22 protein-coding genes and 2 riboswitches are annotated in these 23,276 nt (G+C 70.2%); of the genes, 6 read left to right on the top strand and 16 right to left on the bottom strand.

Going from position 1 to position 23,276, the window contains the following annotated elements; genetic code table 11:
• Nucleotides 1-49: 49 nt before the first annotated feature.
• From ABEB03_RS35450 to ABEB03_RS35430, 5 genes are all read right to left on the bottom strand, one after another.
• Nucleotides 50-1,801 (bottom strand): ABC transporter substrate-binding protein, encoded by a 1,752-nt coding sequence (locus tag ABEB03_RS35450; protein WP_459115356.1) that lies wholly within the window; start codon nt 1,799-1,801, stop codon nt 50-52.
• 58 nt (nt 1,802-1,859) lie between these two features.
• A complete protein-coding gene (locus ABEB03_RS35445; RefSeq protein WP_345656996.1) occupies nt 1,860-2,858 on the bottom strand; it encodes an ABC transporter permease in 999 nt (332 codons plus the stop codon).
• Nucleotides 2,859-3,310: 452 nt separating this feature from the next.
• On the bottom strand, nt 3,311-4,111 hold the full coding sequence (locus ABEB03_RS35440) for an enhanced serine sensitivity protein SseB C-terminal domain-containing protein (RefSeq protein WP_345656995.1): 801 nt from the start codon (nt 4,109-4,111) through the stop codon (nt 3,311-3,313).
• Nucleotides 4,112-4,294: 183 nt separating this feature from the next.
• Nucleotides 4,295-5,062, bottom strand: coding sequence for an enhanced serine sensitivity protein SseB (locus ABEB03_RS35435; protein ID WP_345656994.1), 768 nt, complete (start codon nt 5,060-5,062; stop codon nt 4,295-4,297).
• A gap of 42 nt (nt 5,063-5,104) precedes the next feature.
• Nucleotides 5,105-5,800: an AAA family ATPase gene (locus ABEB03_RS35430; protein ID WP_345657063.1), complete on the bottom strand. Its 696-nt coding sequence runs from the start codon at nt 5,798-5,800 to the stop codon at nt 5,105-5,107.
• 168 nt (nt 5,801-5,968) lie between these two features.
• A riboswitch (glycine riboswitch) is annotated at nt 5,969-6,066 on the top strand.
• Nucleotides 6,067-6,179, top strand: a riboswitch (glycine riboswitch).
• A gap of 34 nt (nt 6,180-6,213) precedes the next feature.
• Between ABEB03_RS35430 and gcvT the strand changes: the two genes are divergently transcribed.
• The 5 genes from gcvT to ABEB03_RS35405 all read left to right on the top strand — a co-directional run bounded on the left by gcvT (nt 6,214) and on the right by ABEB03_RS35405 (nt 11,404).
• Nucleotides 6,214-7,332 carry a glycine cleavage system aminomethyltransferase GcvT gene (gene gcvT, locus ABEB03_RS35425; RefSeq protein ID WP_095936788.1) on the top strand — a complete coding sequence of 373 codons (1,119 nt, stop codon included), beginning with the start codon at nt 6,214-6,216 and terminating at the stop codon, nt 7,330-7,332.
• Between the two features lie 208 nt (nt 7,333-7,540).
• Nucleotides 7,541-7,918 carry a glycine cleavage system protein GcvH gene (gene gcvH, locus ABEB03_RS35420; protein ID WP_028805312.1) on the top strand — a complete coding sequence of 126 codons (378 nt, stop codon included), beginning with the start codon at nt 7,541-7,543 and terminating at the stop codon, nt 7,916-7,918.
• Nucleotides 7,919-7,929: 11 nt separating this feature from the next.
• A complete protein-coding gene (glyA, locus tag ABEB03_RS35415; RefSeq protein WP_345656993.1) occupies nt 7,930-9,192 on the top strand; it encodes a serine hydroxymethyltransferase in 1,263 nt (420 codons plus the stop codon).
• A 171-nt stretch (nt 9,193-9,363) separates the two neighbouring features.
• Complete coding sequence (locus ABEB03_RS35410) at nt 9,364-10,731, top strand: L-serine ammonia-lyase (protein WP_345656992.1); 1,368 nt, start codon at nt 9,364-9,366, stop codon at nt 10,729-10,731.
• Between the two features lie 115 nt (nt 10,732-10,846).
• Nucleotides 10,847-11,404 (top strand): glycoside hydrolase family 25 protein, encoded by a 558-nt coding sequence (locus ABEB03_RS35405; RefSeq protein ID WP_345656991.1) that lies wholly within the window; start codon nt 10,847-10,849, stop codon nt 11,402-11,404.
• Here the strand turns inward: ABEB03_RS35405 and ABEB03_RS35400 are convergent, their stop codons facing one another.
• From ABEB03_RS35400 to ABEB03_RS35385, 4 genes are all read right to left on the bottom strand, one after another.
• On the bottom strand, nt 11,405-12,088 hold the full coding sequence (locus ABEB03_RS35400) for an HAD family hydrolase (RefSeq protein WP_345656990.1): 684 nt from the start codon (nt 12,086-12,088) through the stop codon (nt 11,405-11,407).
• Between the two features lie 77 nt (nt 12,089-12,165).
• The gene (locus ABEB03_RS35395; protein ID WP_345656989.1) at nt 12,166-12,891 is read right to left on the bottom strand and encodes an NADPH-dependent F420 reductase; all 726 of its coding nucleotides are present in this window, start codon (nt 12,889-12,891) and stop codon (nt 12,166-12,168) included.
• A 562-nt stretch (nt 12,892-13,453) separates the two neighbouring features.
• Entirely contained in the window at nt 13,454-13,666 is a 213-nt protein-coding gene (locus tag ABEB03_RS35390) for an EF-hand domain-containing protein (RefSeq protein WP_095936784.1), read from the bottom strand.
• A gap of 60 nt (nt 13,667-13,726) precedes the next feature.
• A complete protein-coding gene (locus tag ABEB03_RS35385; protein ID WP_345656988.1) occupies nt 13,727-14,674 on the bottom strand; it encodes a MerR family transcriptional regulator in 948 nt (315 codons plus the stop codon).
• A 47-nt stretch (nt 14,675-14,721) separates the two neighbouring features.
• On the opposite strand from ABEB03_RS35385, the gene ABEB03_RS35380 reads away from it, so the two are divergent.
• Nucleotides 14,722-15,363, top strand: a complete 642-nt coding sequence (locus ABEB03_RS35380; protein ID WP_345656987.1) for a GNAT family N-acetyltransferase — start codon at nt 14,722-14,724, stop codon at nt 15,361-15,363.
• A gap of 62 nt (nt 15,364-15,425) precedes the next feature.
• On the opposite strand, the gene ABEB03_RS35375 is transcribed toward ABEB03_RS35380, so the two are convergent.
• From ABEB03_RS35375 to ABEB03_RS35345, 7 genes are all read right to left on the bottom strand, one after another.
• Nucleotides 15,426-16,034, bottom strand: coding sequence for an ADP-ribosyltransferase (locus ABEB03_RS35375; RefSeq protein ID WP_345656986.1), 609 nt, complete (start codon nt 16,032-16,034; stop codon nt 15,426-15,428).
• Nucleotides 16,035-16,101: 67 nt separating this feature from the next.
• On the bottom strand, nt 16,102-17,313 hold the full coding sequence (locus ABEB03_RS35370; RefSeq protein ID WP_345657062.1) for a YncE family protein: 1,212 nt from the start codon (nt 17,311-17,313) through the stop codon (nt 16,102-16,104).
• A gap of 5 nt (nt 17,314-17,318) precedes the next feature.
• Nucleotides 17,319-18,194: a polysaccharide deacetylase family protein gene (locus tag ABEB03_RS35365; RefSeq protein WP_425589346.1), complete on the bottom strand. Its 876-nt coding sequence runs from the start codon at nt 18,192-18,194 to the stop codon at nt 17,319-17,321.
• 771 nt (nt 18,195-18,965) lie between these two features.
• The gene (locus ABEB03_RS35360; RefSeq protein ID WP_179332592.1) at nt 18,966-19,574 is read right to left on the bottom strand and encodes an ATP-binding protein; all 609 of its coding nucleotides are present in this window, start codon (nt 19,572-19,574) and stop codon (nt 18,966-18,968) included.
• A 205-nt stretch (nt 19,575-19,779) separates the two neighbouring features.
• Nucleotides 19,780-20,547 (bottom strand): enoyl-CoA hydratase/isomerase family protein, encoded by a 768-nt coding sequence (locus tag ABEB03_RS35355; RefSeq protein WP_345656984.1) that lies wholly within the window; start codon nt 20,545-20,547, stop codon nt 19,780-19,782.
• 80 nt (nt 20,548-20,627) lie between these two features.
• A complete protein-coding gene (locus tag ABEB03_RS35350) occupies nt 20,628-21,875 on the bottom strand; it encodes a L,D-transpeptidase (protein ID WP_345656983.1) in 1,248 nt (415 codons plus the stop codon).
• A gap of 179 nt (nt 21,876-22,054) precedes the next feature.
• Nucleotides 22,055-23,263 (bottom strand): L,D-transpeptidase, encoded by a 1,209-nt coding sequence (locus ABEB03_RS35345; RefSeq protein ID WP_345656982.1) that lies wholly within the window; start codon nt 23,261-23,263, stop codon nt 22,055-22,057.
• Between the last annotated feature and the right edge of the window lie 13 nt (nt 23,264-23,276).

Genomic DNA, 23,276 nt, shown 5'->3' with positions numbered 1-23,276 from the left:
GCGGGCTGAGCCCGCGGGCACCAATGCCTTCACCTGCCTTCCGGGGCTGCTACTTCTTGGTGGTGCCGATGTTGAGGTAGTCGTACTGACCGCTGAAGGCCGCCGTGGAGACCAGGTTGGTGTAACCCTGCGGGCGGGCCAGCAGGACCTTGAAGTAGGTCAGCGGGACGAGAACCGCGTCGTCCATGGTCTGCTTGTCGATCTGCGTGTACAGCGTGTTGCGCGCCGCGTCGTCCTGGGTGCCGATCGCCTTCTCGAGGAGGGCGTTGACATCCTTGTTGTCGTACTGCGACAGGTTGGTGTTACCGGACTCGCCGATCGCGGAGCCGTTCAGGATCTGCTGCAGGAAGCCGTAGCCGGACGGCCAGTCGGCGCCCCACTGCATCATGATCAGGCCGATGTTCTGCTTCTCGGTGAACTTCGGGACACCCGCGTAGTCGGTGAAGTACTTGCCCGACGGGTACTGCTTCAGGCTGGCGTCGATGCCGACCTTCTTCAGCGAGTTGATGATCGCGGTGGCGGCGTCGATCTCCTGCGGGCGGTCGCTGCGCGCGGAGATGTTCGTCTTGATGCTCGTCTTGCCGCAGGCCTTCAGCTGCTCCTTGGCCTTGGCCTCGTCGCCCTTGTTGCCGGCGGACGCGTAGACGTCCGACTTCTCGTAGCCCGGGATGTCCGGCGGGAGAACGGTGGAGGCGACGTCACCACGGATCGGGCCGCCCTCGGCGGTCTGCACCGAGACCTTGTCGATCGCGAACTGCACGGCCTTGCGGCACTCGACCTTGTCGAACGGCTTCACCTTGGTGTTGATCGCCATGTAGACGAGACGGCCACCGTAGGTGTTGTCCGTGCCGGCCTTCTTCTCGGCGGAGCTGAGCAGCTGCGCCTGGGTCGCGGCCTGGACACCCGTACCACCGAGGTCGATCGCGTCGCCCGCGAGGACGTCCTTGTCGATCGTCTCGGCGTTGACCTTCAGGTTGACGACGATCTTTTCGGGGTACTGCTTGCGCAGCGGGTCGGTCTTCGCGTCCCAGTTCTCGTTGCGCACGAGGACGGCCTGCTTGCCCTCGGAGTAGCTCTGGAACTTGTAGGAGCCCGAGGAGACGATGCTCTTGACGTAGTCGACGCCCTTGTCCTTGGCCTGGGGCACCGGAGCGGTCTGCGGGGCGGCGACCAGGTAGTCGAACTCCTGGAAGGCCGTCTTCAGGTGGAAGACGATCGTGGTGTCGTCGGGGGTCTCGATCGACGACAGGCCCTTGGCGCTCTTGTCCTTGTAGGGGCCCTTGTACTTGTCGCCGCCGGCCAGGAACTGCTGGAAGTAGTTCGGGCCGAGGGAGAGCACGTCACGCGCGAAGTTCGAGCGCTCGACGGCGTACTTGACGTCCTTCGAGGTGATCGCGGAGCCGTCCTGGTACTTCAGGCCCGAACGCAGCTTGTACGTCCAGGTCTTGCCGCCGTCGCTCGGGACGCCCTTGCTCTCGGCGAGGTCCGGGACGAGGGTGTTGCCCTTCTCGCCGGCGCCGGGCTGGAACGTCATCAGCGGGCGGGCGTACAGCCGGCTGAGGTTGTACATGTACGCGTAGTACGTGTTGCCGGGGTCGAAGGAGTCCGGGACGTCGGACAGCTCGTAGGTGACCGTCCCGCCCTTCTTCGTGGAGGCGTTGACGACATCCTTGGTCGCGGCGTTGGCCCCAGCCGATTTGTTGCCGTTGTCGTTCTTGTTGTCATCGGCCTTGCTGCAACCTGCAACGAGCAGGCTCGCGGAGCCGATGGCCGCAATAGCGGCCAGCGCTGACCTTCGCATGATGGTCGGGTTCCCCTCCATTGTCGGAAACTTGATGGACTCTCGGTGTCGGCAGGCGTCAGCGACTGCGCGGGTCGAGAGCGTCGCGGAGACCGTCACCCAGCAGGTTGAACGCCAGGACGGTCACGAAGATGGCGAGACCAGGCACGATCATGAACTGCGGGTCCACCTCGTAGAAGGTGACCGCCTCCCTGAGCATGCCGCCCCACGACGCCTGCGGGGGCTGGATGCCGACCCCGAGGAAGCTCAGGGACGCCTCGAAGAGGATGTTGGTCGGGATGAGCAGCGTCGAGTAGACGATGATCGGGCCGACCAGGTTGGGCAGCAGCTCCCGGAAGAGGATGTAGGGGCCCTTGGCGCCCATGCCCCGGGAGGCGTCCACGAATTCCCGCTCGCGCAGGGCGAGCGTCTGACCGCGGACGATGCGGCCCAGGTAGGGCCAGTTGAAGAAGCCGATGACGAAGATCAGCACGCTCAGGTGGAGCGGGAGCCCTTCGAGGCCGAACGCGCCGCCCTGGAGGGTGGCGGAGATGGCGATGGCGAAGAGCAGGAGGGGGAAGGCGAGGAAGGTGTCCATCAGACGGCTGATGATCGAGTCGACCCGCCCGCCGTAGTAGCCGGCGACGACGCCGAGGATCGCGCCGATCACGTTGGACAGGATGGTGGCGCCGAAGGCGACCACCAGCGACACCCAGGAGCCCTCCAGGATGCGGGTGGCGATGTCGCGGCCGAACTTCGGGTCCACGCCCAGCGGGTGGTCCGCGCTCATGCCGCCGAAGCCGCCCTTGGGCAGCGAGGTGTTGGGGTCGATCAGATCCTGGTGGAAGGCGTTCGGGTCCAGCCCGAACATCGCCTGGATGGGCCGCGAGAGCACGGCCAGCAGGATGAGCAGCACGACGATGACACCGCCGGCAACCGCCACCTTGTCGCGCTTGAAGCGCGTCCAGGCGATCTGTCCCAGGGAACGGCCCTCGATCTGCCCCTTTTCGACACCGGCAAGCACAGCCTCCGGCTGCGCTTCCGGTCCCGCCCCGGTGGTCTCGATCGGTGCGGTCACAGTGACCCGACCCCTCTCGCCGGTGGTGACCGGCCTACGCCCGCCGCTGTCTGCGGCTTGGTTCACTTGCGTGCCGGGAGGTCGGCCGCAGATGGTGCGACCTGGTGACCCGGCTGATCGTTCGACTTGCACTCGCTCACAGGATCGATGACCCCATGTCTGATGGGCGAGTCTTCAGTGCCGCCACGATCACGTGCCAGGTCTGATGGAGAAAGTATGCGCAACCGTGATGCTCTTAAGGGGATTCCGTTATCCGAACAGTGGGTAACGCGAGGCGGACGGGGGGCAGTTGCGCCGGAAGGGGCCATGACGCCCTCTTTCGGCACGCCTCCTACCCAACCCGGACAAGCAGCCCTAACGCCGGTTCCCGTGCAGGTCAGGCGTGAGAGACTGCCGCGAGGAACACCTCCGCGACCGCTGAGCCAGGGACGGCGGGCCGGCGGCGTGCGCCGTCAGTATCCTCCGCGGGCCGGCGGATAACCGTAGCCGCCCGCCATCGGCGCCTGGGCCGGGGCCGCGTGGGCCTCACGGTCGTAGAACGGCCGGGCGTTGACGCGCAGCCACATGGCCACCGGGTCGTACTCGTCGGACATCGCCACGGTCGAGACGGGCAGCCCGTCGGGGACCGCGCCGATGGACTGCTGCATCATGGCGCGCACCGAGTCGACCGCGGGCGGCGAAGTGTCGTACACGTCAAGGCCGATGGCGAGATAGGGCGCCCCGAGCGCGGGCTGAACCCAGGCGCGGCGCAGCGACCGCACGGCGGAGGTGCGGTGCGCGTTCTGCGTGAGCAGGGCGTAGAACTGCGGGATCTCGATGCCCGGTTCGGACAGCCGAAGCGGTCCGGCGGGCTGCCGCTCCAGGCCCGCGGCGATGCGCCGCAGGTCCAGCCAGGGGATGCCCAGGCCGCCGCCGGGCGCGTGCGGATTGAGCCAGAGGCCGAAATGGTCGGGGTAGAGGGTGCGGGCGACGTCGAGGCCGTCGACCACCTCGTACGAGCGGTTCCAGCCGCTGGCCGAGAGCTCCTGGGCGGAGGTGACGCACGGGGCGTACCCGAAGCCGTCCACCTCCATGTTCCCGTACTGGGCGTCCGGGGACCCGGCCTGGCCGTGCCACAGGAGCATCCAGACCTGACCGGACGACGGGGTCGCGAGCGCGCGAAGGAGCGCCTCGTAGGCGTCGTAGCGCCCGGGGGTCACCTGGCGCAGCATGTGCTCGACCTGCCCGGCCGCGGCCGTGCCCGACGCGCTCACCCTCAACCGCCCCTTCGCGAACAATTCACGACGAACTCATCCAATACGCCCGAGCCACCGGTGACGAACCTGCGTCAACACCTCGACCGAGCCATGAAACCAGCTTAAGCGGCGATCCTGACAGCGACTTGACGCACGGCGTCACGGGTCTCCGTGGTGTCACCGCTCACGCTGGTGCCGGGGTCAGTACTCGCGCTGGTAGAAGGGCCGCACCTGGGCGCGCATCCAGTCGCCCACCGGGTCCTGGGCGACGTCCAGGAGAACCAGGTTCACGGCGTGGCCGACCGGGACCCGGCCGAGGGCACGGCCCAGCGCGTCGAGCGGGAGGGTGCGGGCGTCGCCCTCCCACTGGGAGAGCTCGACGCCGATGAACATCACCGGGTCGCCGCCCTCGATGCTGGCCAGGCAGCGGCGGGCGCTGAGCACGACGCCGGTCCCGGCGAACTCGGCCGACGCGGCGGACAGGAAGTCCACCGGGTCGTCCTGCCAGTCGGGCTCGAACAGCCGCACCCGGCCGCCGCCGGCCGGCCCGTCCAGCGGGGTCCGCCCCGCCCGGCACAGCTCGGCGACCGCGACGGGCGGCAGGGGTACGCCGACCACGCCGTCCGGGTTGACCGCGATGCCGACCTGGGGCGGCAGGCCCCGGGCGAACTCGACGGCGGGCGCGATCGTGTACGACAGATGACCGCCGGTGACCTGGCGGAACTGCTCCTCGGAGCTGAACACGGGGACGTACGCCTGGCCCTCGATCTCCAGCGTCGGCAGGTCGAGGGGGCCGCTGTGCGGACCGCCGCCGCTCGGCAGGGGCACCCAGACGAAGCTGCGGCCGAGGACCTCGACGATGCGGGCACCGGCCGAGGGCACGCCGAGCGAGGCGGACAGCACCTCCTCCAGCTCGTTGCCGGGCCATCCGCCGTGCGGATGGGGGTGCGCCTGTGCCGGGAAGTCCATCTGTCTACCGCCTGCTTCGAACCACTGTTCCGGCTGGAAAGATTAGTGGGCGCCGGTGACGGCCCGGCCGTCGAAGTCGATCCGGCGCAGCACGTCCGCGGCCTCGCGGTCGATGAGCACCGCCGAGCCGCAGCCCTCGGGCAGGTCGCCCTTCTCCACGGCGCGCAGCAGCCGGGCCACGGCTCCGCGATGCCGAGCGAAGGCGTAGCGCGAGACACCGCGACCCCGGTCGTGCTGGCCCCGGAGCGCCGTGCCGGGCGGGACGTCGAGCAGCAGCAGGTGCAGCGAGCCGCCCCGGCGCCGGGCCTCGCGGGCCAGCCAGCGGCGCACCCAGGCCTGTGTGCCGCAGTCGTGCACCACGACGCCGGCGCCGGAGCGCAGCGTGCGACGCAGCCCCGCGTAGTGCGCAAGGCGGACGAAGGGGCGGTAGACCGCGTACGGCAGCCATCGGGCCATCCTGGCGTCCCAGCGGTCACGCGTGTCCTGGGAGTCGATGCGCGGGCCCTTGACGGCACGGCGCATCAGGGTCGACTTGCCGCTGCCGGGCAGCCCCGTGACCACCACGACGTCGGACGCCCCGAAGAGCAGGCCGTGCGGGCTGTGCCCGGCGCGGGCCCTGAGGTCGCGGACGACGGCCGCCGGGAGCGGGCCGCACGCCTCCCGGGCCGGGGCGCCGGGCTGCTTGGGCAGGGCAATGCCCGAGGTCGTCGCGTACGCCGTGGTCCTGTTCACCGTGATCGTCCTCCCCTTGGGTGTGGAGTCCCATCCCCGTCGAGTGTAAAGAGAAGGTAATGCGTGGTCTCTCTCGTTTCCGTACTCGGACTGCCACAGGCCGGTTACAGATGCGGACTGCCCCGATCGGACGGCGCGTGCAATGATGTGCGCGCCAACTGCATACCGGCCGCTTGAATCCGCGCGGGAGAGTCCTGGGGTACTAGTCCCCGGGCGCCGAAGGAGCAAGTCCCTCCCTTGAATCTCTCAGGCCCCGTTACCGCGCGGGCGAGGCACATCTGAAAAGCGGGCCGCTGACCAGTGGCTCCACCCAAGGTGCAAGTCATGACCACCGTTTCGTGGGGTCGTGGCGAACCTCTCAGGTTCCGATGACAGATGGGGAGGAACGACCTCGCCGTCATGCCTTGGGAGCCCCACCGATGAGCAGCAACGCACCCCGTCACACCGCGCTCGATGCCCTGCATCGCTCGCTCGGCGCGACGATGACCGACTTCGCAGGCTGGGACATGCCCCTGCGGTACGGCTCCGAGCGCGACGAGCACCTCGCCGTCCGCACGAAGGCCGGCCTGTTCGACCTCTCGCACATGGGCGAGATCACCGTCACCGGGCCGCAGGCCGCCGCCCTGCTGAACTACGCCCTGGTCGGCAACATCGCCTCCGTCGGCGTCGGCCGCGCGCGCTACACGATGATCTGCCAGGAGGACGGCGGCATCCTCGACGACCTGATCGTCTACCGGCTCGCCGAGACCGAGTACATGGTCGTCGCCAACGCCTCCAACGCCCAGGTGGTCCTCGACGCGCTCACCGGGCGTGCGGACGGGTTCGACGCCGAGGTCCGCGACGACCGCGACGCGTACGCCCTGATCGCCGTACAGGGCCCCGAGTCCCCCGGCATCCTCAAGTCGCTCACCGACGCGGACCTGGACGGCCTGAAGTACTACGCGGGCCTGCCGGGCACCGTGGCCGGCGTCCCGGCGCTCATCGCCCGCACCGGCTACACCGGTGAGGACGGCTTCGAGCTGTTCGTGGCACCCGCGGACGCCGAGCGGCTGTGGCAGGCACTGACCGAGGCGGGCGCCCCCGTCGGCCTCGTCCCCTGCGGCCTGTCCTGCCGCGACACGCTGCGCCTGGAGGCCGGCATGCCGCTGTACGGGCACGAGCTGACCACCTCGCTGACGCCCTTCGACGCCGGGCTCGGGCGGGTCGTGAAGTTCGAGAAGGAGGGCGACTTCGTGGGACGCAAGGCCCTGGAGGCCGCCGCCGAGCGGGCCGAGAAGAACCCTCCGCGGGTGCTCGTCGGCCTGATCGCCGAGGGCCGTCGCGTACCGCGCGCCGGGTACACCGTCGTCGCCGACGGCACGGTGATCGGCGAGGTCACCTCGGGCGCCCCCTCCCCGACGCTGGGCAAGCCGATCGCGATCGCGTACGTCGACGCCGCGCACGCGGCGCCCGGGTCCGCCGGGGTCGGCGTGGACATCCGGGGCAGCCACGAGCCGTACGAGGTCGTGGCCCTGCCGTTCTACAAGCGCCAGAAGTAGGCACCGGGCGCGCGACGGGCGCCATGGGCACCGGTAGGAAGCGGACCGAGCGAGCGCCGCGGGGGTACCCGCGCGCGTTGGTGCGTGACCTGTGCCCCGGCGTGCCGTCTCGTATCCCATGACCACCCCTCCCCCGGGTTTCCGGCTTCGTCCGGGCACGGGGTACCCCCGACATCAGCAGTCCCCCGCGTACAGGAGAATTCAGGCCATGAGCAACCCCCAGCAGCTGCGCTACAGCAAGGAGCACGAGTGGCTGTCGGTCGCCGAGGACGGCGTCTCGACGGTCGGCATCACCGAGTTCGCGGCCAACGCGCTCGGCGACGTCGTCTACGCCCAGCTTCCGGAGGTCGGTGACACGGTGACCGCGGGCGAGTCCTGCGGCGAGCTGGAGTCGACCAAGTCGGTCAGCGACCTCTACGCGCCGGTCACCGGCGAGGTCGTCGAGGCCAACCAGGACGTGGTGGACGACCCGTCGCTGGTGAACTCCGCCCCCTTCGAGGGCGGCTGGCTGTTCAAGGTACGCGTCACGGACGAGCCGGAGGACCTCATGTCCGCGGACGAGTACACCGCTTTCACCGCCGGCTGAGGAGTCACCGCATGTCGCTTCTGAACACGCCCCTTCACGAACTGGACCCGGACGTCGCCGCCGCCGTCGACGCCGAGCTGCACCGCCAGCAGTCCACCCTGGAGATGATCGCGTCGGAGAACTTCGCTCCGGTCGCGGTCATGGAGGCCCAGGGTTCGGTCCTGACCAACAAGTACGCCGAGGGCTACCCCGGCCGCCGCTACTACGGCGGCTGCGAGCACGTCGACGTGGTCGAGCAGATCGCCATCGACCGCATCAAGGCGCTCTTCGGTGCCGAGCACGCGAACGTGCAGCCGCACTCGGGCGCCCAGGCCAACGCGGCCGCGATGTTCGCGCTGCTCAAGCCGGGCGACACGATCATGGGTCTGAACCTCGCGCACGGCGGGCACCTGACCCACGGCATGAAGATCAACTTCTCCGGCAAGCTGTACGACGTGGTCGCCTACCACGTGGACGACGAGACCGGTCAGGTCGACATGGCCGAGGTCGAGCGCCTGGCCAAGGAGTCCCGGCCGAAGCTGATCGTGGCGGGCTGGTCGGCCTACCCGCGCCAGCTCGACTTCGCGGAGTTCCGCCGCATCGCCGACGAGGTCGGCGCGTACCTCATGGTCGACATGGCGCACTTCGCCGGACTCGTCGCCGCGGGCCTGCACCCCAACCCGGTGCCGCACGCCCACGTCGTCACCACGACCACCCACAAGACGCTGGGCGGCCCGCGCGGCGGCGTGATCCTCTCGACGGCCGAGCTGGCCAAGAAGATCAACTCCGCGGTCTTCCCCGGTCAGCAGGGCGGCCCGCTGGAGCACGTGATCGCGGCCAAGGCCGTCTCGTTCAAGGTCGCCGCCTCGGACGAGTTCAAGGAGCGCCAGCAGCGCACGCTGGAGGGCGCCCGCATCCTGGCCGAGCGCCTCGTCCAGGACGACGTGAAGGCCGTCGGCGTGGACGTCCTGTCCGGCGGCACGGACGTGCACCTGGTCCTGGTGGACCTGCGCAACTCCGAGCTGGACGGTCAGCAGGCCGAGGACCGCCTCCACGAGGTCGGCATCACGGTCAACCGCAACGCCATCCCCAACGACCCGCGTCCACCCATGGTCACCTCCGGCCTGCGGATCGGCACGCCCGCCCTCGCCACCCGCGGCTTCCAGGCCGAGGACTTCACCGAGGTCGCGGACATCATCGCCGAGGCGCTCAAGCCGTCCTACGACGCCGCGTCCCTGAAGGCCCGCGTGTCCGCTCTGGCGGACAAGCACCCTCTGTACCCCGGCCTGAAGTAATTTCGTACGCTTTCTGTCGTACGTTTTGGTTCGTACGGTCCCCTTCGTACGGACGTCCGGGGCACCGCGCACACTGGAACCGAGCGCGGTGCCCCGTTCCATGCAGTCCCCGCAGTCCCTGCACCACCTCCACCGGACAACGGCGTCCGGCGCGACCACCAAGGAGTTCCCGTGGCCATCTCGGTCTTCGACCTGTTCTCGATCGGCATCGGCCCGTCCAGCTCCCACACCGTGGGTCCGATGCGCGCGGCCCGCATGTTCGCCCGCCGCCTGCGCAACGAGGGACTGCTCGACCAGGTGACCTCCATACGCGCCGAGCTCTACGGCTCCCTCGGCGCGACCGGTCACGGCCACGGCACCCCCAAGGCGGTCCTGCTCGGCCTGGAGGGCGCCTCCCCGCGCACCGTGGACGTCGAGGGCGCCGACGAACGCGTCGAGGAGATCAAGTCCTCCGGGCGGATCAACCTGCTCGGCGAGCGGGAGATCGGCTTCGCCTTCGACGACGACCTGGTCCTGCACCGCCGCAAGGCACTGCCGTACCACGCCAACGGCATGACGGTCTTCGCGTACGACGCCTCCGGCGGCCTCGTGCTGGAGAAGACGTACTACTCCGTGGGCGGCGGCTTCGTCGTCGACGAGGACGCGGTCGGCGAGGACCGCATCAAGCTCGACGACACCGTCCTGAAGTACCCCTTCCGCACCGGCGACGAGCTGCTGCGGCTGACCCGCGAGACCGGTCTGTCGATCTCCGCGCTGATGCTGGAGAACGAGCGGGCCTGGCGCACCGAGGAGGAGATCCGCGAGGGGCTCCTCGGCATCTGGCGCGTCATGCAGGCGTGCGTGTCGCGCGGCATGACCCGCGAGGGCATCCTGCCCGGCGGCCTGAAGGTGCGCAGGAGGGCCGCCGTCTCCGCCCGCCAGCTGCGCGCCGAGGGCGACCCGCTGGCCCACGCCATGGAGTGGATCACCCTCTACGCGATGGCCGTGAACGAGGAGAACGCGGCGGGCGGCCGCGTCGTCACCGCCCCCACCAACGGCGCCGCGGGCATCATCCCGGCCGTCCTGCACTACTACATCAACTTCGTGCCGGGCGCGGACGAGGACGGCGTCGTCCGCTTCCTGCTCGCCGCCGGCGCCATCGGCATGCTCTTCAAGGAGAACGCCTCCATCTCCGGCGCCGAGGTCGGCTGCCAGGGCGAGGTCGGCTCCGCCTGCTCGATGGCGGCGGGCGCCCTCGCCGAGGTCCTCGGCGGCAGCCCCGAGCAGGTCGAGAACGCCGCCGAGATCGGCATGGAGCACAACCTGGGCCTGACCTGCGACCCGGTCGGCGGCCTCGTCCAGATCCCGTGCATCGAGCGCAACGGCATGGCGTCCGTGAAGGCCGTGACCGCCGCCAAGATGGCCATGCGCGGCGACGGCTCCCACAAGGTCTCCCTCGACAAGGTCATCAAGACCATGAAGGACACCGGCGCGGACATGAGCGTCAAGTACAAGGAGACGGCGCGCGGCGGCCTGGCGGTCAACATCATCGAGTGCTGACCCGGGCCGACGGACTCCCCGGCACCCCGCACGGGGGTGGGAGGGCCCGGCGGAGGGAAAGCGGTGGCTAGCGCACCCGCGCACCCCCTGTCCCCCACGACCCCAGGGAGCCCCCATGCTGCGAGGTGTCGATGTCAGCGCCTATCAGTCGTCCGCTTACGGCACCGACGGTCTCTCCTTCGTCTTCGTCAAGGCGACGGAAGGCCGTTCCTACGTCAATCCGAAGCTGACCGCGCAGGTGAAGACGGCGCGCGACGCCGGATGCGTGGTCGGGTTCTACCACTTCCTGTGGCCGGGGAACATCACCGCGCAGGCCGAGTACTTCGTGGGCAAGGCCCCGGAGAAGGCCGGCGACCTGCTCGCCGTGGACTGGGAGACGACGGGCGACGGCACGCACGCGAGCAACGCGGAGAAGGACCGGTTCATCCGCAAGGTGAAGGAGCTGCGGCCCCACCACCGGGTGGTGCTCTACACGAACCGCAACTACTGGCTCAACGTCGACACCACCTCGTACGCGGGGGACGGACTGTGGATCGCCGACTACGTGACCGCGGGCAAGCCCCGCATCGAGGCCTCGTGGCGTTTCCACCAGTACACCGACGACCCGCTGGACAAGGACGTCGCGGACTTCGCCGACAAGGCCGCGCTGCGCGCGTGGGCCCTGAAGCAGTGATCAGGCGCCGGAAGTGCGGTCCCGGTCCGCTCCTCCCACGAAGGCCAGGATCTCGGGTGCCGCCTCGGCGAGGCTCCCGAAGTGGCGGTGCACGCCGTCCACTTCGGGCCCGTTGACGCCCCAGACCGTCATCCCGGCCCGCAGCCCCGCCGTCACCCCGGACGGCGCGTCCTCCACCACCAGGCAGTCCGCCGGACGGGCGCCGAGCAGCTCCGCCCCGAGCAGATAGGGCACGGGCGACGGCTTGCCCTCGGCGACGGAGGCGGCGTCCACGACGACCCCGGGCACGGGCAGGCCGGTCCGGGCGAACCGGCCGCGCACCCGGTGCGCGTAGTTCGACGTCACCAGGCCCCACCTGCCGGGCGGCAGGGCGGCGAGCAGGTCGGCGGCGCCCGCGAAGGCGGAGTAGGTGCCGGTGCGCACGTCCTCGTCCTCCAGCGCGTGCAGGGCGGCCAGGCACTCCCCCGGGTCGCGGTCCGGGGCGACGGACTCGAACGTCTCCAGGGGACGGGTGCGCAACGCGACCCGGTGAACCTCGTCGGGATCCAGCCCGTACCGCTCGGCCCAGGTGTGCCAGACCCGGCGCTGGTTGTCCACCGCGTCGATCAGGGTGCCGTCGACGTCGAACAGGACGTACGGTCCGGGGGCCGTGTCCGGGGCTTGCCTCACGTTCCAGCTGTTCACGTCATGATCATGCCGGAAGGGTGCGGCCCGGGTGCAGGGCGGGCCGCACCAGTGCCCGCGTTCCGCGGGGTGGGGTCTCAGGCCCGGAAGTCGGCCGAGCGCTCCGGCGACGCCTCCGCCAGCGCCTTCGTCACCGCGTCGGCGCCTTCCTGGAGGCCGTAGACCGGGGTACCGGGCTGCTGGCGCCAGGAGTCGGCCAGGCTCCCGGCGTCGACGGTGTCGAAGCCGAGCTCGTCGATGAGGGCGCGGACGACGCGCTTGGCCGCCTCGTCGTCCCCCGCCACCGGGAGGGCCATGCGGTCGGGGGCGCCCGCCGGACGGGGGCGGTCGAGGATGTCCTGGGCGTAGGTGCCGTTGAAGGCCTTGACGACGGTGTGGCCGATCTGCCGGGCCGTCCAGCCGCTCTCCGTGAGTCCCTCGTCCTCGATGCCGGCGATCTTGCCGTCGCGCTGCTGCGGGTAGTAGTTGCCGGTGTCGATGACGGCCACACCGTCCGCGGCCCCGTCGAAGAGCCCGGACGGCAGGTCCGGCACCGCCTTCAGCGGGACCGTGACCACGACGAGGTCGGCGTCGCGTGCCGCGTCCCCGACCTCGACGGGTGTCGCGCCGGTCTCCTCGGCGAGCGCGGTGAGCGTGTGGGGTCCGCGGGAGTTGGCGACGGAGACGTCGTGGCCGAGGGCGGTGAGCCGCCGGGTGAGGTTGCCGCCGATGTTGCCCGCGCCGATGATGCCGATCTTCATGAGTGCAACGCCCTTCCAGGGTTGATGCTCCTGATGGGGATCACCAACCCCGGTTTTGAGCACGCTATTCCGTCGTGTACGGCATTCGGGTGGGGGTCGTGACGTCGCCGCGGACGGCCACCGGGCGATGGGGCTCCACGCTCCTCCGGTGGCTTTCCGTGGCCCTACGGTCCGGCCGTCCCCGGTGCTGTCGAGATCGGCCTGAACGGCCTCGTCCTCAATCGCCGGACGCGCTGAGAGGTACCCCCGACTCTCAAGCGGGCGGGCTGCCGGTGCGCTCCGCTCTCGAGCGGGCGGGCCGGTGGTCGGTGTTCCTGAGGGACGCGCGCCCCCTCGTACGTGTGGTCGGCCGCGGGCCGGAGGGGCCGTGCCGGTGAATCACATGCCCGTCGCGGACGGCGACACGGACACGCCGAGGATCCACCAGCTCCGTTTGCACGACGGCTGCGACGGGCGGATCACCGGCACGGACCCGCCCCACCCACCGGACCGCACCCGCGCACCACGGACCCGCACGACGGCCACGCCGGGACGGAACACCGGACCGGACCGACGGCGGTACGACAAAGGGCGCCCACCGGAGATCCGATGGGCGCCCTCCGCGCGCGTCGCACGGGGGCGGGCGTCACTTGTTCAGGTGGGCCCAGAACTCGTCGAACGAGAGGACCTTGTCCCCGTTGAGGTCCCGGGTCTTGATGATCACCTCGGCGACCGACTCGGTGACGTTCCAGTCGCCCTCCTGGGCCAGGGCGGTCTTGAACTCGGCTGCGGTGATGAAACCGTCACCATCCGTATCGATCCGCTGGAACTGCTTGCGTGCTTCCTCGATGTCCGCCACCGATCCGCCCCTTCGTCGTGCATGACTGCATGTAGTACTGCCGTGTTTACGGACGTCAGATTAACGGGCCGCCCCGGCACGCAGTGCGGCGAGTACCCAGGCGAACTCCTCCCGGTGGGCGGACAGCGGCTCCGTCCCGCGCACCAGCGCGTTCAGCTCCCGGAAACGGGCCATCTCGACATGCGCGGCGGACTCCATGCGTTCCAGGACGGCAGCCCGGTCGGCGTCGCCGAGCAGCCCGCGCAGCACCTCCTCCGCCTCCGGCGACCCGGGCTCCACACCCCGCTCCAACGCCTCACCGGCGAGCTGCACGAGCCGGCTCATGAACCACACGGAGGTGCCGGCCGGCACATCGGGCCCCCGGTCCGCCGCGTTGAACTCGATCATCTTCCGCATCCGCACCCGGAAACCCCGGTCCTGGATCATCTCGGCCAGCTCCACCCAGGCGTCCACCTGCTCGGGCGTCGGCTCCTCCGGCAGGTCCGCCAGGGTGAACCGCATCCGGGTGCGGATGTCGGGGTCCGCCGTGTCCAGGCCCCCGAACGTCTCCTCCATGAAGTCGTCGACGATGCGCTTGCGTTCCGCGGCCGAGAGCCGCGCCAGCTTGTTCATCAGTGTCATCTCCTCAGCGGTCGAACCGCGTCGCGCCACGGTCGACAGCACCGCCCGGGTCACCTGCAGCGAGCGGATCTGCGCGTCCAGCGCCGCCACGTGCGCGGCGGCCACCTCCGCGACCGTCGTCTCGCCGGCCAGCACCTTGCGTACGTCGTCCAGCCCCAGGCCGAGCTCGCGCAGCGTGCGGATCAGCTCCAGCCGGGCCACGGACGCGGCGTCGAACAGCCGGTAGCCGCCCGCGGAACGGGTCACCGGGGGCAGCGCCCCCTCGTCCGACCAGTACCGGATCGTACGGACGGACAGGCCGGTGCTCCGGGACAGCTCTCCGATGGTGAAGAGGCCGGTGCCGTCGTGCGGGGGGTCATGGGGGTGGCCCCCCGGGGAAGACTGCATGTCTGCGAGTCTGGGCCTTCCAGTGGGTGGAGACTCAAGGGAGCGCCATGGCGACGGAGAACCTGCGGGACATTCTGGACGCGGTCGCGCGGGGTGACTTCCCGCCCGCGGACGGCGGTACGACCGTCGTGCCCCAGCCGAGCCACCGGGACGCCGGGGTCCTCGCCCTCACCGCGCATTCCGTCGTCTTCACCGACGAGGACCCCGAGTGGGTGCGCGAGGCGATGCGCGCCGCGCGCTGCGACGCCCTCGCGGCCAGCATGAACGCACGGTTCCTGACGGCGTTCCTGGACCGCACGGGCCGCAGGACCGACACGATCGACGTGCTCGCCGTCGGCTCCCCGCTGCCGGGCGCGCCGCCGCTGCGGCTCACGGAGATCGAGGACCCCGGCCATCCACGCGTGGCCGGCTCCCGGAAACGGCGCGACGCCGTACGGGTGTGGGCCGCGGACGGCGGCGTCCTGGTCCTCGGGCGCGGGGTCGCGGGACGCCTGGAGGTCGCGGTCGAGGTGGACGAACACGCCCGCCAACGCGGGCTGGGGCGGCAGTTGGTGACGGCGGCTCGGCATCTGAGCGGGGGTGAGCCGGTGTGGGCCCAGATCTCGCCGGGGAACGCCCGCAGTCTGCGGGCGTTCCAGGCGGGCGGGTATCTGCCGGTGGGGTCCGAGGCGCTGCTCGTCGCCCGGTGAACCGTGGCCCTCGGCCAGGGTCCGGCTCCGTCCGACCCGCGCGGGCGGGAGCCGGGTTCAGGTCAGTGCCAGGGCTCGTAGTACGGGTTGCTCTCGCAGTCGCTCATGATCTCGGTCCTGGTCTTCTTGTCGACCGGACAGACGCCGATGATGTACTGGCGCGCGATGCCGCCGGGGAAGGCGACCTCGACCTGGTCGGCCCACTTGTGCGTGTCACCGATCGTCTTGTTGACGTCCACGCCGCCGGGCGCGTCGATGTAGTAGTTGAAGCCGGACTTGTACCAGGTCTTGTACAGGTCGTGGTCGTACGTCGTCGACACGTACGGCGAGGGCTGGTTGACCAGGACGTACTGCTCGATGTCGTACTGCCCGCCGACGGCGTCCTTCGGGTAGAAGCCCTGCTCGAAGACGGTCGCCGGGCCGCGGCTGTCACTGCGGTACAGCGTGCCGCAGGTCTTGCGCCAGACCGGGGCGGGGGTGATCCGGTCGACGTCCACACGGCGGTCGGCGGCGGCCTTGACCGGATCCGCGAACTGGGGGCACGCGGGGGCCGCGGCGGATGTCGCCGGGGCCGCGGAGGCCCCGGCGGGGGCCGCGGCGGACGTCGCGAAGACGGCCGCGAAGGAGAGGACGACGGCAGCGGCCCTGCATCGCAGGCGAGTTGTGATCATGGCAGCACGATCTCGGGTACGCGGTGACGGGCCGGGGACCGTCACCCGTACGGCGGCGTGTCAGGTCCTAGCGGAAGATGCCCGTGTGGCCCAGCGAGTAGCGGCCCGGCTGCGGATACACCGCGAGGCCGTGCGGACCGCTCCCGACCGGGATGCGGGCGAGCTGCGTGCCCGTACGGGTGTCGATGGCGTACACCTCGGAGTCGTAACGGCCCGACAGCCACAGGACCTTGCCGTCGGCCGAGACCCCGCCCATGTCCGGGCTGCCGCCGCCCGGCAGCGGCCACTTCTCCGTGAGCCGGTTCTTCGTGAAGTCGAAGATGGAGATGGTGCCTTCGCCGCGGTTGGAGATGTACATCCGGCGCGAGTCGCGGCTGACGTACAGGCCGTGCGTGCCCTTGCCGGTGCGCAGCAGGGTCGGCTTGGAGAACTTGTCGCCGTCCAGGACCCATACGCCGCCCGCCATCATGTCGGCGATGTAGAACCTCTTGCCGTCGGGTGAGATCTTCACGTCCTGCGGCATCGAGCCCGTGAACGGGATCTTCTCCTGCGCGACCACCTTCATCTTCTCGGTGTCGACCTTCAGCACCTCGCCGCTGAACTCGCAGGAGGCGATGAAGTAGCGGCCGTCCAGGGAGAAGTCCGCGTGGTTCACGCCGTAGCAGCTCACCGGCTCCGTCTTCACCCGCTTCATGGTGTGCGCGTCGCGGAAGACGAGCTCGCGGTCGAGCGAGGCCATGACGATCGCGTACTTGCCGTTCGGGGTGAAGTAGAGGTTGTACGGGTCGTGCACCGGGACCGCCTTGCCCGCCTTGCCGGTCTTCGGGTCGATGGGGGTGAGGGAGTTGCCCTTGTCGTTGTTGACCCACAGCGTCTTCATGTCCCACGACGGGACGACGTGCTGGGGCTGTGTGCCGACCGGGATCGTCTTGACGACCCGGTACGTCTTCGGGTCGATGACCGAGACGGTGTTGGAGTTGGTGTTGGGCACGTAGACGCGGGACGGGAAGTCCTTGACCACCGGGGAGAGCTTGTTCGGGCGGTCCGCGGCGTACACGTCCTTGGGGTTCAGCACCGGGGGCATACCGGGCAGGACCCGCACCTGCGGCTTCCTCGGCGGGGGCGGCGACTGGACGGCCGGCTTGCTGCCCAGGGCCTCGGTCGCGTGGTCCGTCGAGTCGCTGCCGCAGCCCGTGAGTCCGGCGAGGGCGGCGAGCGCGGTGAACGCGGTGACGGCGACGCCGGTGGTCCGTGCGCGCCCGGCGGCGGTGGGGTGCATCTGCATCAGCTCAGCAGCTCCGTGGTGGTGACCGCGCGCAGGCCGCGGCGGTCGAGTTCGTGCAGGAGGGAGGGGAGGGCCGTCACCGTGTCCGCGTAGCCGAAGTGCAGGCTCACCACGGAACCGTTGCGGACCTCGCCGATGACCTTGCGGGTGACGGCGGGGGCGCCCGGCGAGGTGTAGTCGAGCGAGTCGACGTCGTAGGAGAGGACGTGGGGGTAGCCCGCGCGGCGGGCCAGCCGGGCGACTTCCGGGGAGGCGCGGGCGGTGCGGGAGGGTCTGAACCAGGTGCCGATCGAGCCGGTGAGCCGTCTCAGGCGGTCCGCGCAGCCGCGGATCTCCGCGTCGGCGTCCGCCTCCGGCATGGAGTTGATGTCCAGGTGGTGGAGGGTGTGGTTGCCGAGGTCGTGGCCGCCGTCGAGGATGCGGCGGGCGATGTCGGGGTGCTCGTCGAGCCAGGTGCCGACGGCGAGCACCGTGACACGGGCGCCGGCCTTCTCCGCCTCGCCGAGCACCGATGCGGCGATGGCCGGGTCGCCCTGGCCGTGGAAGGTGAGGGCGACCTGGGGGCGGGTGCGGGGGCCGTGGGTGATCTCGGCGGGCTGGGACGGGAAGGTGCGGGGGGTGGGGGCGGTGGGGGGCGCGGTGCCGTTGCCGGGGGTGGCGGTGGCGGTGGCCGGGGAGCTGTCGGCGGGCCGGGGGTGCGTGGATGTGGGTGTGGACGTCGGCGGGGGTGCGGCGGCTCCGGCGGTGGAGCAGCCTGCGGTCAGCGTTCCGGCGGCCAGCGCGGCCCCGGATCGCAGCGCCGTCCGCCGGTCCGGGGCGGGGGGTGCGGTCGGTGACTGCGGGGGGTGTGCGGGCGGCGTGGTCACCCGCACCATTTAAGGGCGAAACGCCCGTGAAACTGTTGATTGGCCCTAGTGGGGGATGTACGGGTCGCGTGTGCGGTCCGCTGTACCGCGCCGGGTCCAATCCGGTCCGCCCCGGCGCCGGTGCGGTGGGCGCCCTCTGTTGTAGCGCTGCGGGTCCGGTCCGGTGTTCCGGCCCGGCGTGGCCGTCGTGCGGGTCCGTGGTGCGCGGGTGCGGTCCGGTGGGTGGGGCGGGTCCGTGCCGGTGATCCGCCCGTCGCAGCCGTCGTGCAAACGGAGCTGGTGGATCCTCGGCGTGTCCGTGTCGCCGTCCGCGACGGGCATGTGATTCACCGGCACGGCCCCTCCGGCCCGCGGCCGACCACACGTACGAGGGGGCGCGCGTCCCTCAGGAACACCGACCACCGGCCCGCCCGCTCGAGAGCGGAGCGCACCACCGGCCCGCCCGCTTGAGAGTCGGGAGTACCTCTCAGCCCGTCCGGCGATTGAGGACGAGGCCGTTCAGGCCGATCTCGGTCAGCACCGGGGACCCCGGGAGCGGGGGTGCCTGGGGGCATGTGAGGGCGGCGGAGCGGGAGTTGGGTGGGAGGTGAACGTGGGGTGCACAGCGGGCGTACAGGTTCGGCGGTGCTTTTGGATCAGTCGGGCCCGTCTGCGATAGTCAGCGGTGCGACCTCCACCCATTGACCCGGGCCACGGTTGTCGCCGGCGCCGCGGATCACACCCCAATTCGTTCCGCGGCGCCCTCGGACCCCGGCCGCACGGCGGCCGGGGTCCCGCATGTCAGCGGTCGGCCACGCGCATCTCGAACCAGGTGGTCTTGCCGCGGGGCAGGAGATCGACGCCCCAGCGGTCGGAGAGCTTGTCGACGAGGAAGAGGCCACGGCCGCTCAGGTCGAGTTCCTGAACGGGCATCAGACAGGGCAGCCCGCGCGAGGGATCGCGGACCTCGATGCGGATCCAGCCGCGGCGGCGGCGCATCCGGAGCCCGAAGACGCGGGCGCCGGTGTGACGCACGGCGTTTCCCACGAGCTCCGAGACGAGTAAGACCGTGTCCTCGGTCATCTTGGGCGACAGCCCCCAGTGGCGCAGGACCACGACCTGGGTGAGCCGTCGCGCGGTGGCCGCGGACTCGGGGCGGGACGGCAGCGGCACCTCCGCCTCGGTCGGATTGCCGAACAGTTCCAGGGCCTTGAGCGCCCGTTCGTCCTCGACCGCAGGCGTCCAGCGCGCCGCGGTCGCACTCCCGTGCCGCCGCGGCTGTTCGATACCCTCCAGCCCCGCCATGCCCCCATCATGGCCGCCCAGAGCATCCTTCGGGGGCGTTCCGGAGGAATACGCCCCCCGGAACACCTCATTCCGCAACATCCGATCGGCATATGACAGAGGCAGTTCAGGTCTTTCGAGAGCCCGACTGACCTGGGCGGACACACCTCGGTGGGGCAATCGCCGACGACCCCCGACAAGGTCGGCTTAAGGCTGCGTTAAGGCTCCCATAAACCGTCCCTTCGGGGGACACCGGATAAGACACCGCGTCAACTGCAAGTGGATCAGCGGAATTTGTTAAGTGACTTTCGCTGCATTGCGCGGTGCACGCTCAGAGGAACTTGGCCTTTCCGGGGCCCTCCTCGACGAAGCTGCGCATGCCCCGCTCCCGGTCCTCCGTGGCGAACAGGCCCGCGAACCAGTTCCGCTCGATGGCGAGCCCGGTCTCGAGGTCCGTCTCCAGACCCGCGTCGATCGACTCCTTGGCCGCACGCAGCGCGATCGCGGGGCCCTGCGCGAGCTTCGACGCCCAGGCGTGCGCGGCGGTGTACACCTCGTCGGCGGGGACGACCCGGTCCACCAGGCCGAGGGAGAGCGCCTCGTCGGCCTTGACCATGCGGCCGGTGAAGATGAGGTCCTTGGCCTTGGAGGGGCCGATCAGACGGGACAGCCGCTGGGTGCCGCCGGCACCGGGGATGAGGCCGAGCAGGATCTCGGGCTGACCCAGCTTGGCGTTGTCCGCGGCGATGCGGTAGTCGGCGCAGAGGGCCAGTTCGCAGCCGCCACCGAGCGCGTATCCGGTGACGGCGGCGACGACCGGCTTGGGGATGCGGGCGATGGCGGTGAAGGAGTCCTGCAGGGCCCGGGACCGCACGACCATCGCCGCGTGGTCCATGGCCTGCATCTCCTTGATGTCCGCGCCCGCCGCGAACACCTTCTCCCCGCCGTACAGGACGACCGCGCGGACGTCCTCCCGGCGCGTGGCCTCCTCGGCGAGTTCCTTGAGCCGGTCCTGCGTGGCGATGTCCAGCGCGTTCATCGGCGGGCGGTCCAGGCGGATGGTACCCACGCCCTCGGCTACTTCGAGATGCACAGTCATGGGAGCAGGTTAGAGGGCGTTAACGGCGACGGGCCGGGTGTGCTGAGTCACAGCACACCCGGCCCGAACCGCTGGAGCCTCTACTTGGTCCAGTCGGACCAGGACATGTTCCAGCCGTTGAGGCCGTTGTCCGGGGCGACCGTCTTGTCGTGGGAGTTCTTCACGATCACCACGTCGCCGATCATCGAGTTGTCGTAGAACCAGGCCGCCGGCACCTTGCCGTCGTAGCCTCCGCGCACGTCGCGTACGCCGATGCAGCCGTGGCTGGCGTTGTAGTTGCCGAAGGCGCCGCCGCCCCAGTAGTTGCCGTGGATGAACGTGCCGGAGTTGGTCAGGCGCTGGGCGTGCGGCACGTCCTTGATGTCGTACTCGCCGCCGTAGCCGACCGTCTCGCCGTTCATGCGGGTCACCTTGAGGCGCTCGCTGATGACCATCTGGCCGTTCCAGGTGTCGTAGCCCGGCTTGCCCGTGGTGATGGGGATGGTCTTGAGGACCTTGCCGTCACGCTTGACGACCATCTTGTGGGTCTTGGCGTCGACCGTGGTCACCTGGCTGCGGCCGATCGTGAACTTCACGGTCTTGGTCTGCTTGCCGTAGACGCCCGGACGGCCCTCGACACCGTCGAGGTCGAGGCTCACGGTGACCTCGGTGCCGGCCTTCCAGTACTCCTCGGGACGGAAGTCGAGGCGGTCGTTGCCGAACCAGTGGCCCTCGACGTCGACCGCGGGCTCGGTCTTGATCCGGATGGCCTTCTCGACGGCGTCCGGATGCGTGATGCCCCGCGTGAAGTGGACGGAGAACGGCATCCCGACGCCGACCTTCGAGCCGTCCTCCGGCGTGTAGATGCCGACGAAGGTGTTCTTCGGGGTGAGGGTGGTGAAGGCCGACTCCTCTGCCGCCTCACGGCCCGCCGAGTCCTTGGCCACCGCGTGGACCTTGTACTTGGTGGCGGAGGCGAGGTGGGTGGAGGGCGTCCAGCTGGCGCCCCCGTCCGTGATGGTCCCCTCGACCGCCTTGCCCTTGGTGTCCTCGACCTTGACCTCGGTCAGCTTGCCCTTGGCCGCGGTCACCTTGAGGGCGCCGCTGGTCTTCACGTCGTCGGCGCCGTCCTTGGGGGCGATGGTCACGACGGCCTGCGAGGCCTTGGTGTCCGCCGAACTGGAGGCCTTGCCCTTGCCGTCACTCTTCTCGGACCCGGAGTCCGAGTCCCCTCCGCCGCCGCAGGCGCTCACCGCGAGCAGGAGGGAGGCGAGGAGCAACGCCGACACCCCCCGCTTCCGGTGTGTGCGTGCGCCAACCGACGCCCCCGATATCGGTCGCCCGTTCAAAGTCGTTCTCCCCTCGCACGGCCTGATCAGGCCCGCACTCCAGCGCGTCCCACGCGCGTATCGCGCTAATTAATCACACGGCCAGGAGGGATGGCTCCCCGGGAATGTCACTGTTCAGTCCCAACTTCGGCCGTACGGGGCGCCGCTGGAGTGCGTCGTGCGCGTACCCCTTTGTCGGGCTACCTCACCGCCCCACCCGCTTTCCACTGCTTCCAGCCCATGTTCCATCCGCTGAGCCCGTTGTCGGGAGCAACCGTTTTGTCTTCGCTGTTGACGACCTCGACGACGTCGCCGATGAGACTGCGGTCGAAGAACCAGCCGGCGGGGGTGTCCGAGCTGCCGCCCTTCACGTCCCGCAGGCCCACGCAGCCGTGACTGGCGTTGCTGTTGCCGAAGACGTCCGTGGCCCAGTAGTTGCCGTGCAGGAAGGTGCCGGAGTCGGTGAGCCGCATCGCGTGGGGGACGTCGGGAATGTTGTACTCGCCGCCGAACCCGACCGTCTGGCTGTTCATCCGTGTCACCTCCAGCATCTCGGTGACGACCATCTTCCCGTTGTAGGTGGGGTTCTTGGGGGCGCCGGCGGTGATCGGCACGGTGGCGAAGAGGTCGCCGTCGCGCCGTACCTCCATGGTGTGCGCGGCGGCGTCGACGAGCGAGACCTGGCTGCGTCCGACGGTGAACGAGAAGGTCTTGTACTGGAGTCCGTACACGCTGCGGGCGCCCTCGACGTCCCGCAGCCGCAGGCCCACCGTGACCCTGGTGCCGGGCTTCCAGTACTCCCGCGGCCGGAAGTCGAGGCGTTCCTTGCCGAACCAGTGCGGACGCACCTCGACGGCGGGCCGGGTGTCGATGTGGACGGCGCGTTCGACGGCGGCCCGGTCGGTGATCTCCCGGTTGAACTTCAGCGAGATGATCATCCCGGTGCCCACGGTGGACCGGTTCTCCGGGGTGACGTACGCGATGAACCGTTCGTCGGGGACGGCGGTCGTGAACGTCGTGTGGCGCGCCGAGCGCCGGCCGTGCCCGTCCAGGGCGACCGCGTCGACCGTGTACTTGGCGGCCAGCGCGAGCCGTGCGTCGTCGGGCTTCCAGGTCAGGCCGTCGTTCGTCAGGTGCCCGGGCACCGTGGACTCCTGAGCGTCCTGGTACTTGACCACCCGAACGGACTCCAGGCGCCCGTCGGGCACCCGCACCTCCAGCGTCTTGTCCGGTCGTACGTCCTTGCTGTCGTCGGCCGGGGAGACGCGGATGACGTCCCCGGACGACGGTGCCTTGCCCAGCACCTCGTCGATTCCCCCCGAGGTGCAGCCGGCGGCTCCGGCCAGCAGGCCGGCCCAGGTCAGTACGGCGGCCAGCGCGGTGCCGGCGCGCCGCGGGCCCCATGTCATGTGTCCCACTCGA

Origin of the sequence: Streptomyces siamensis (assembly GCF_039543605.1) — a bacterium.
Taxonomy (GTDB): Bacteria; Actinomycetota; Actinomycetes; order Streptomycetales; family Streptomycetaceae; genus Streptomyces; species Streptomyces siamensis.
The sequence above is the reverse complement of the archived record's forward strand: the minus strand, read 5'-3'. Positions and strand labels throughout refer to the sequence as shown.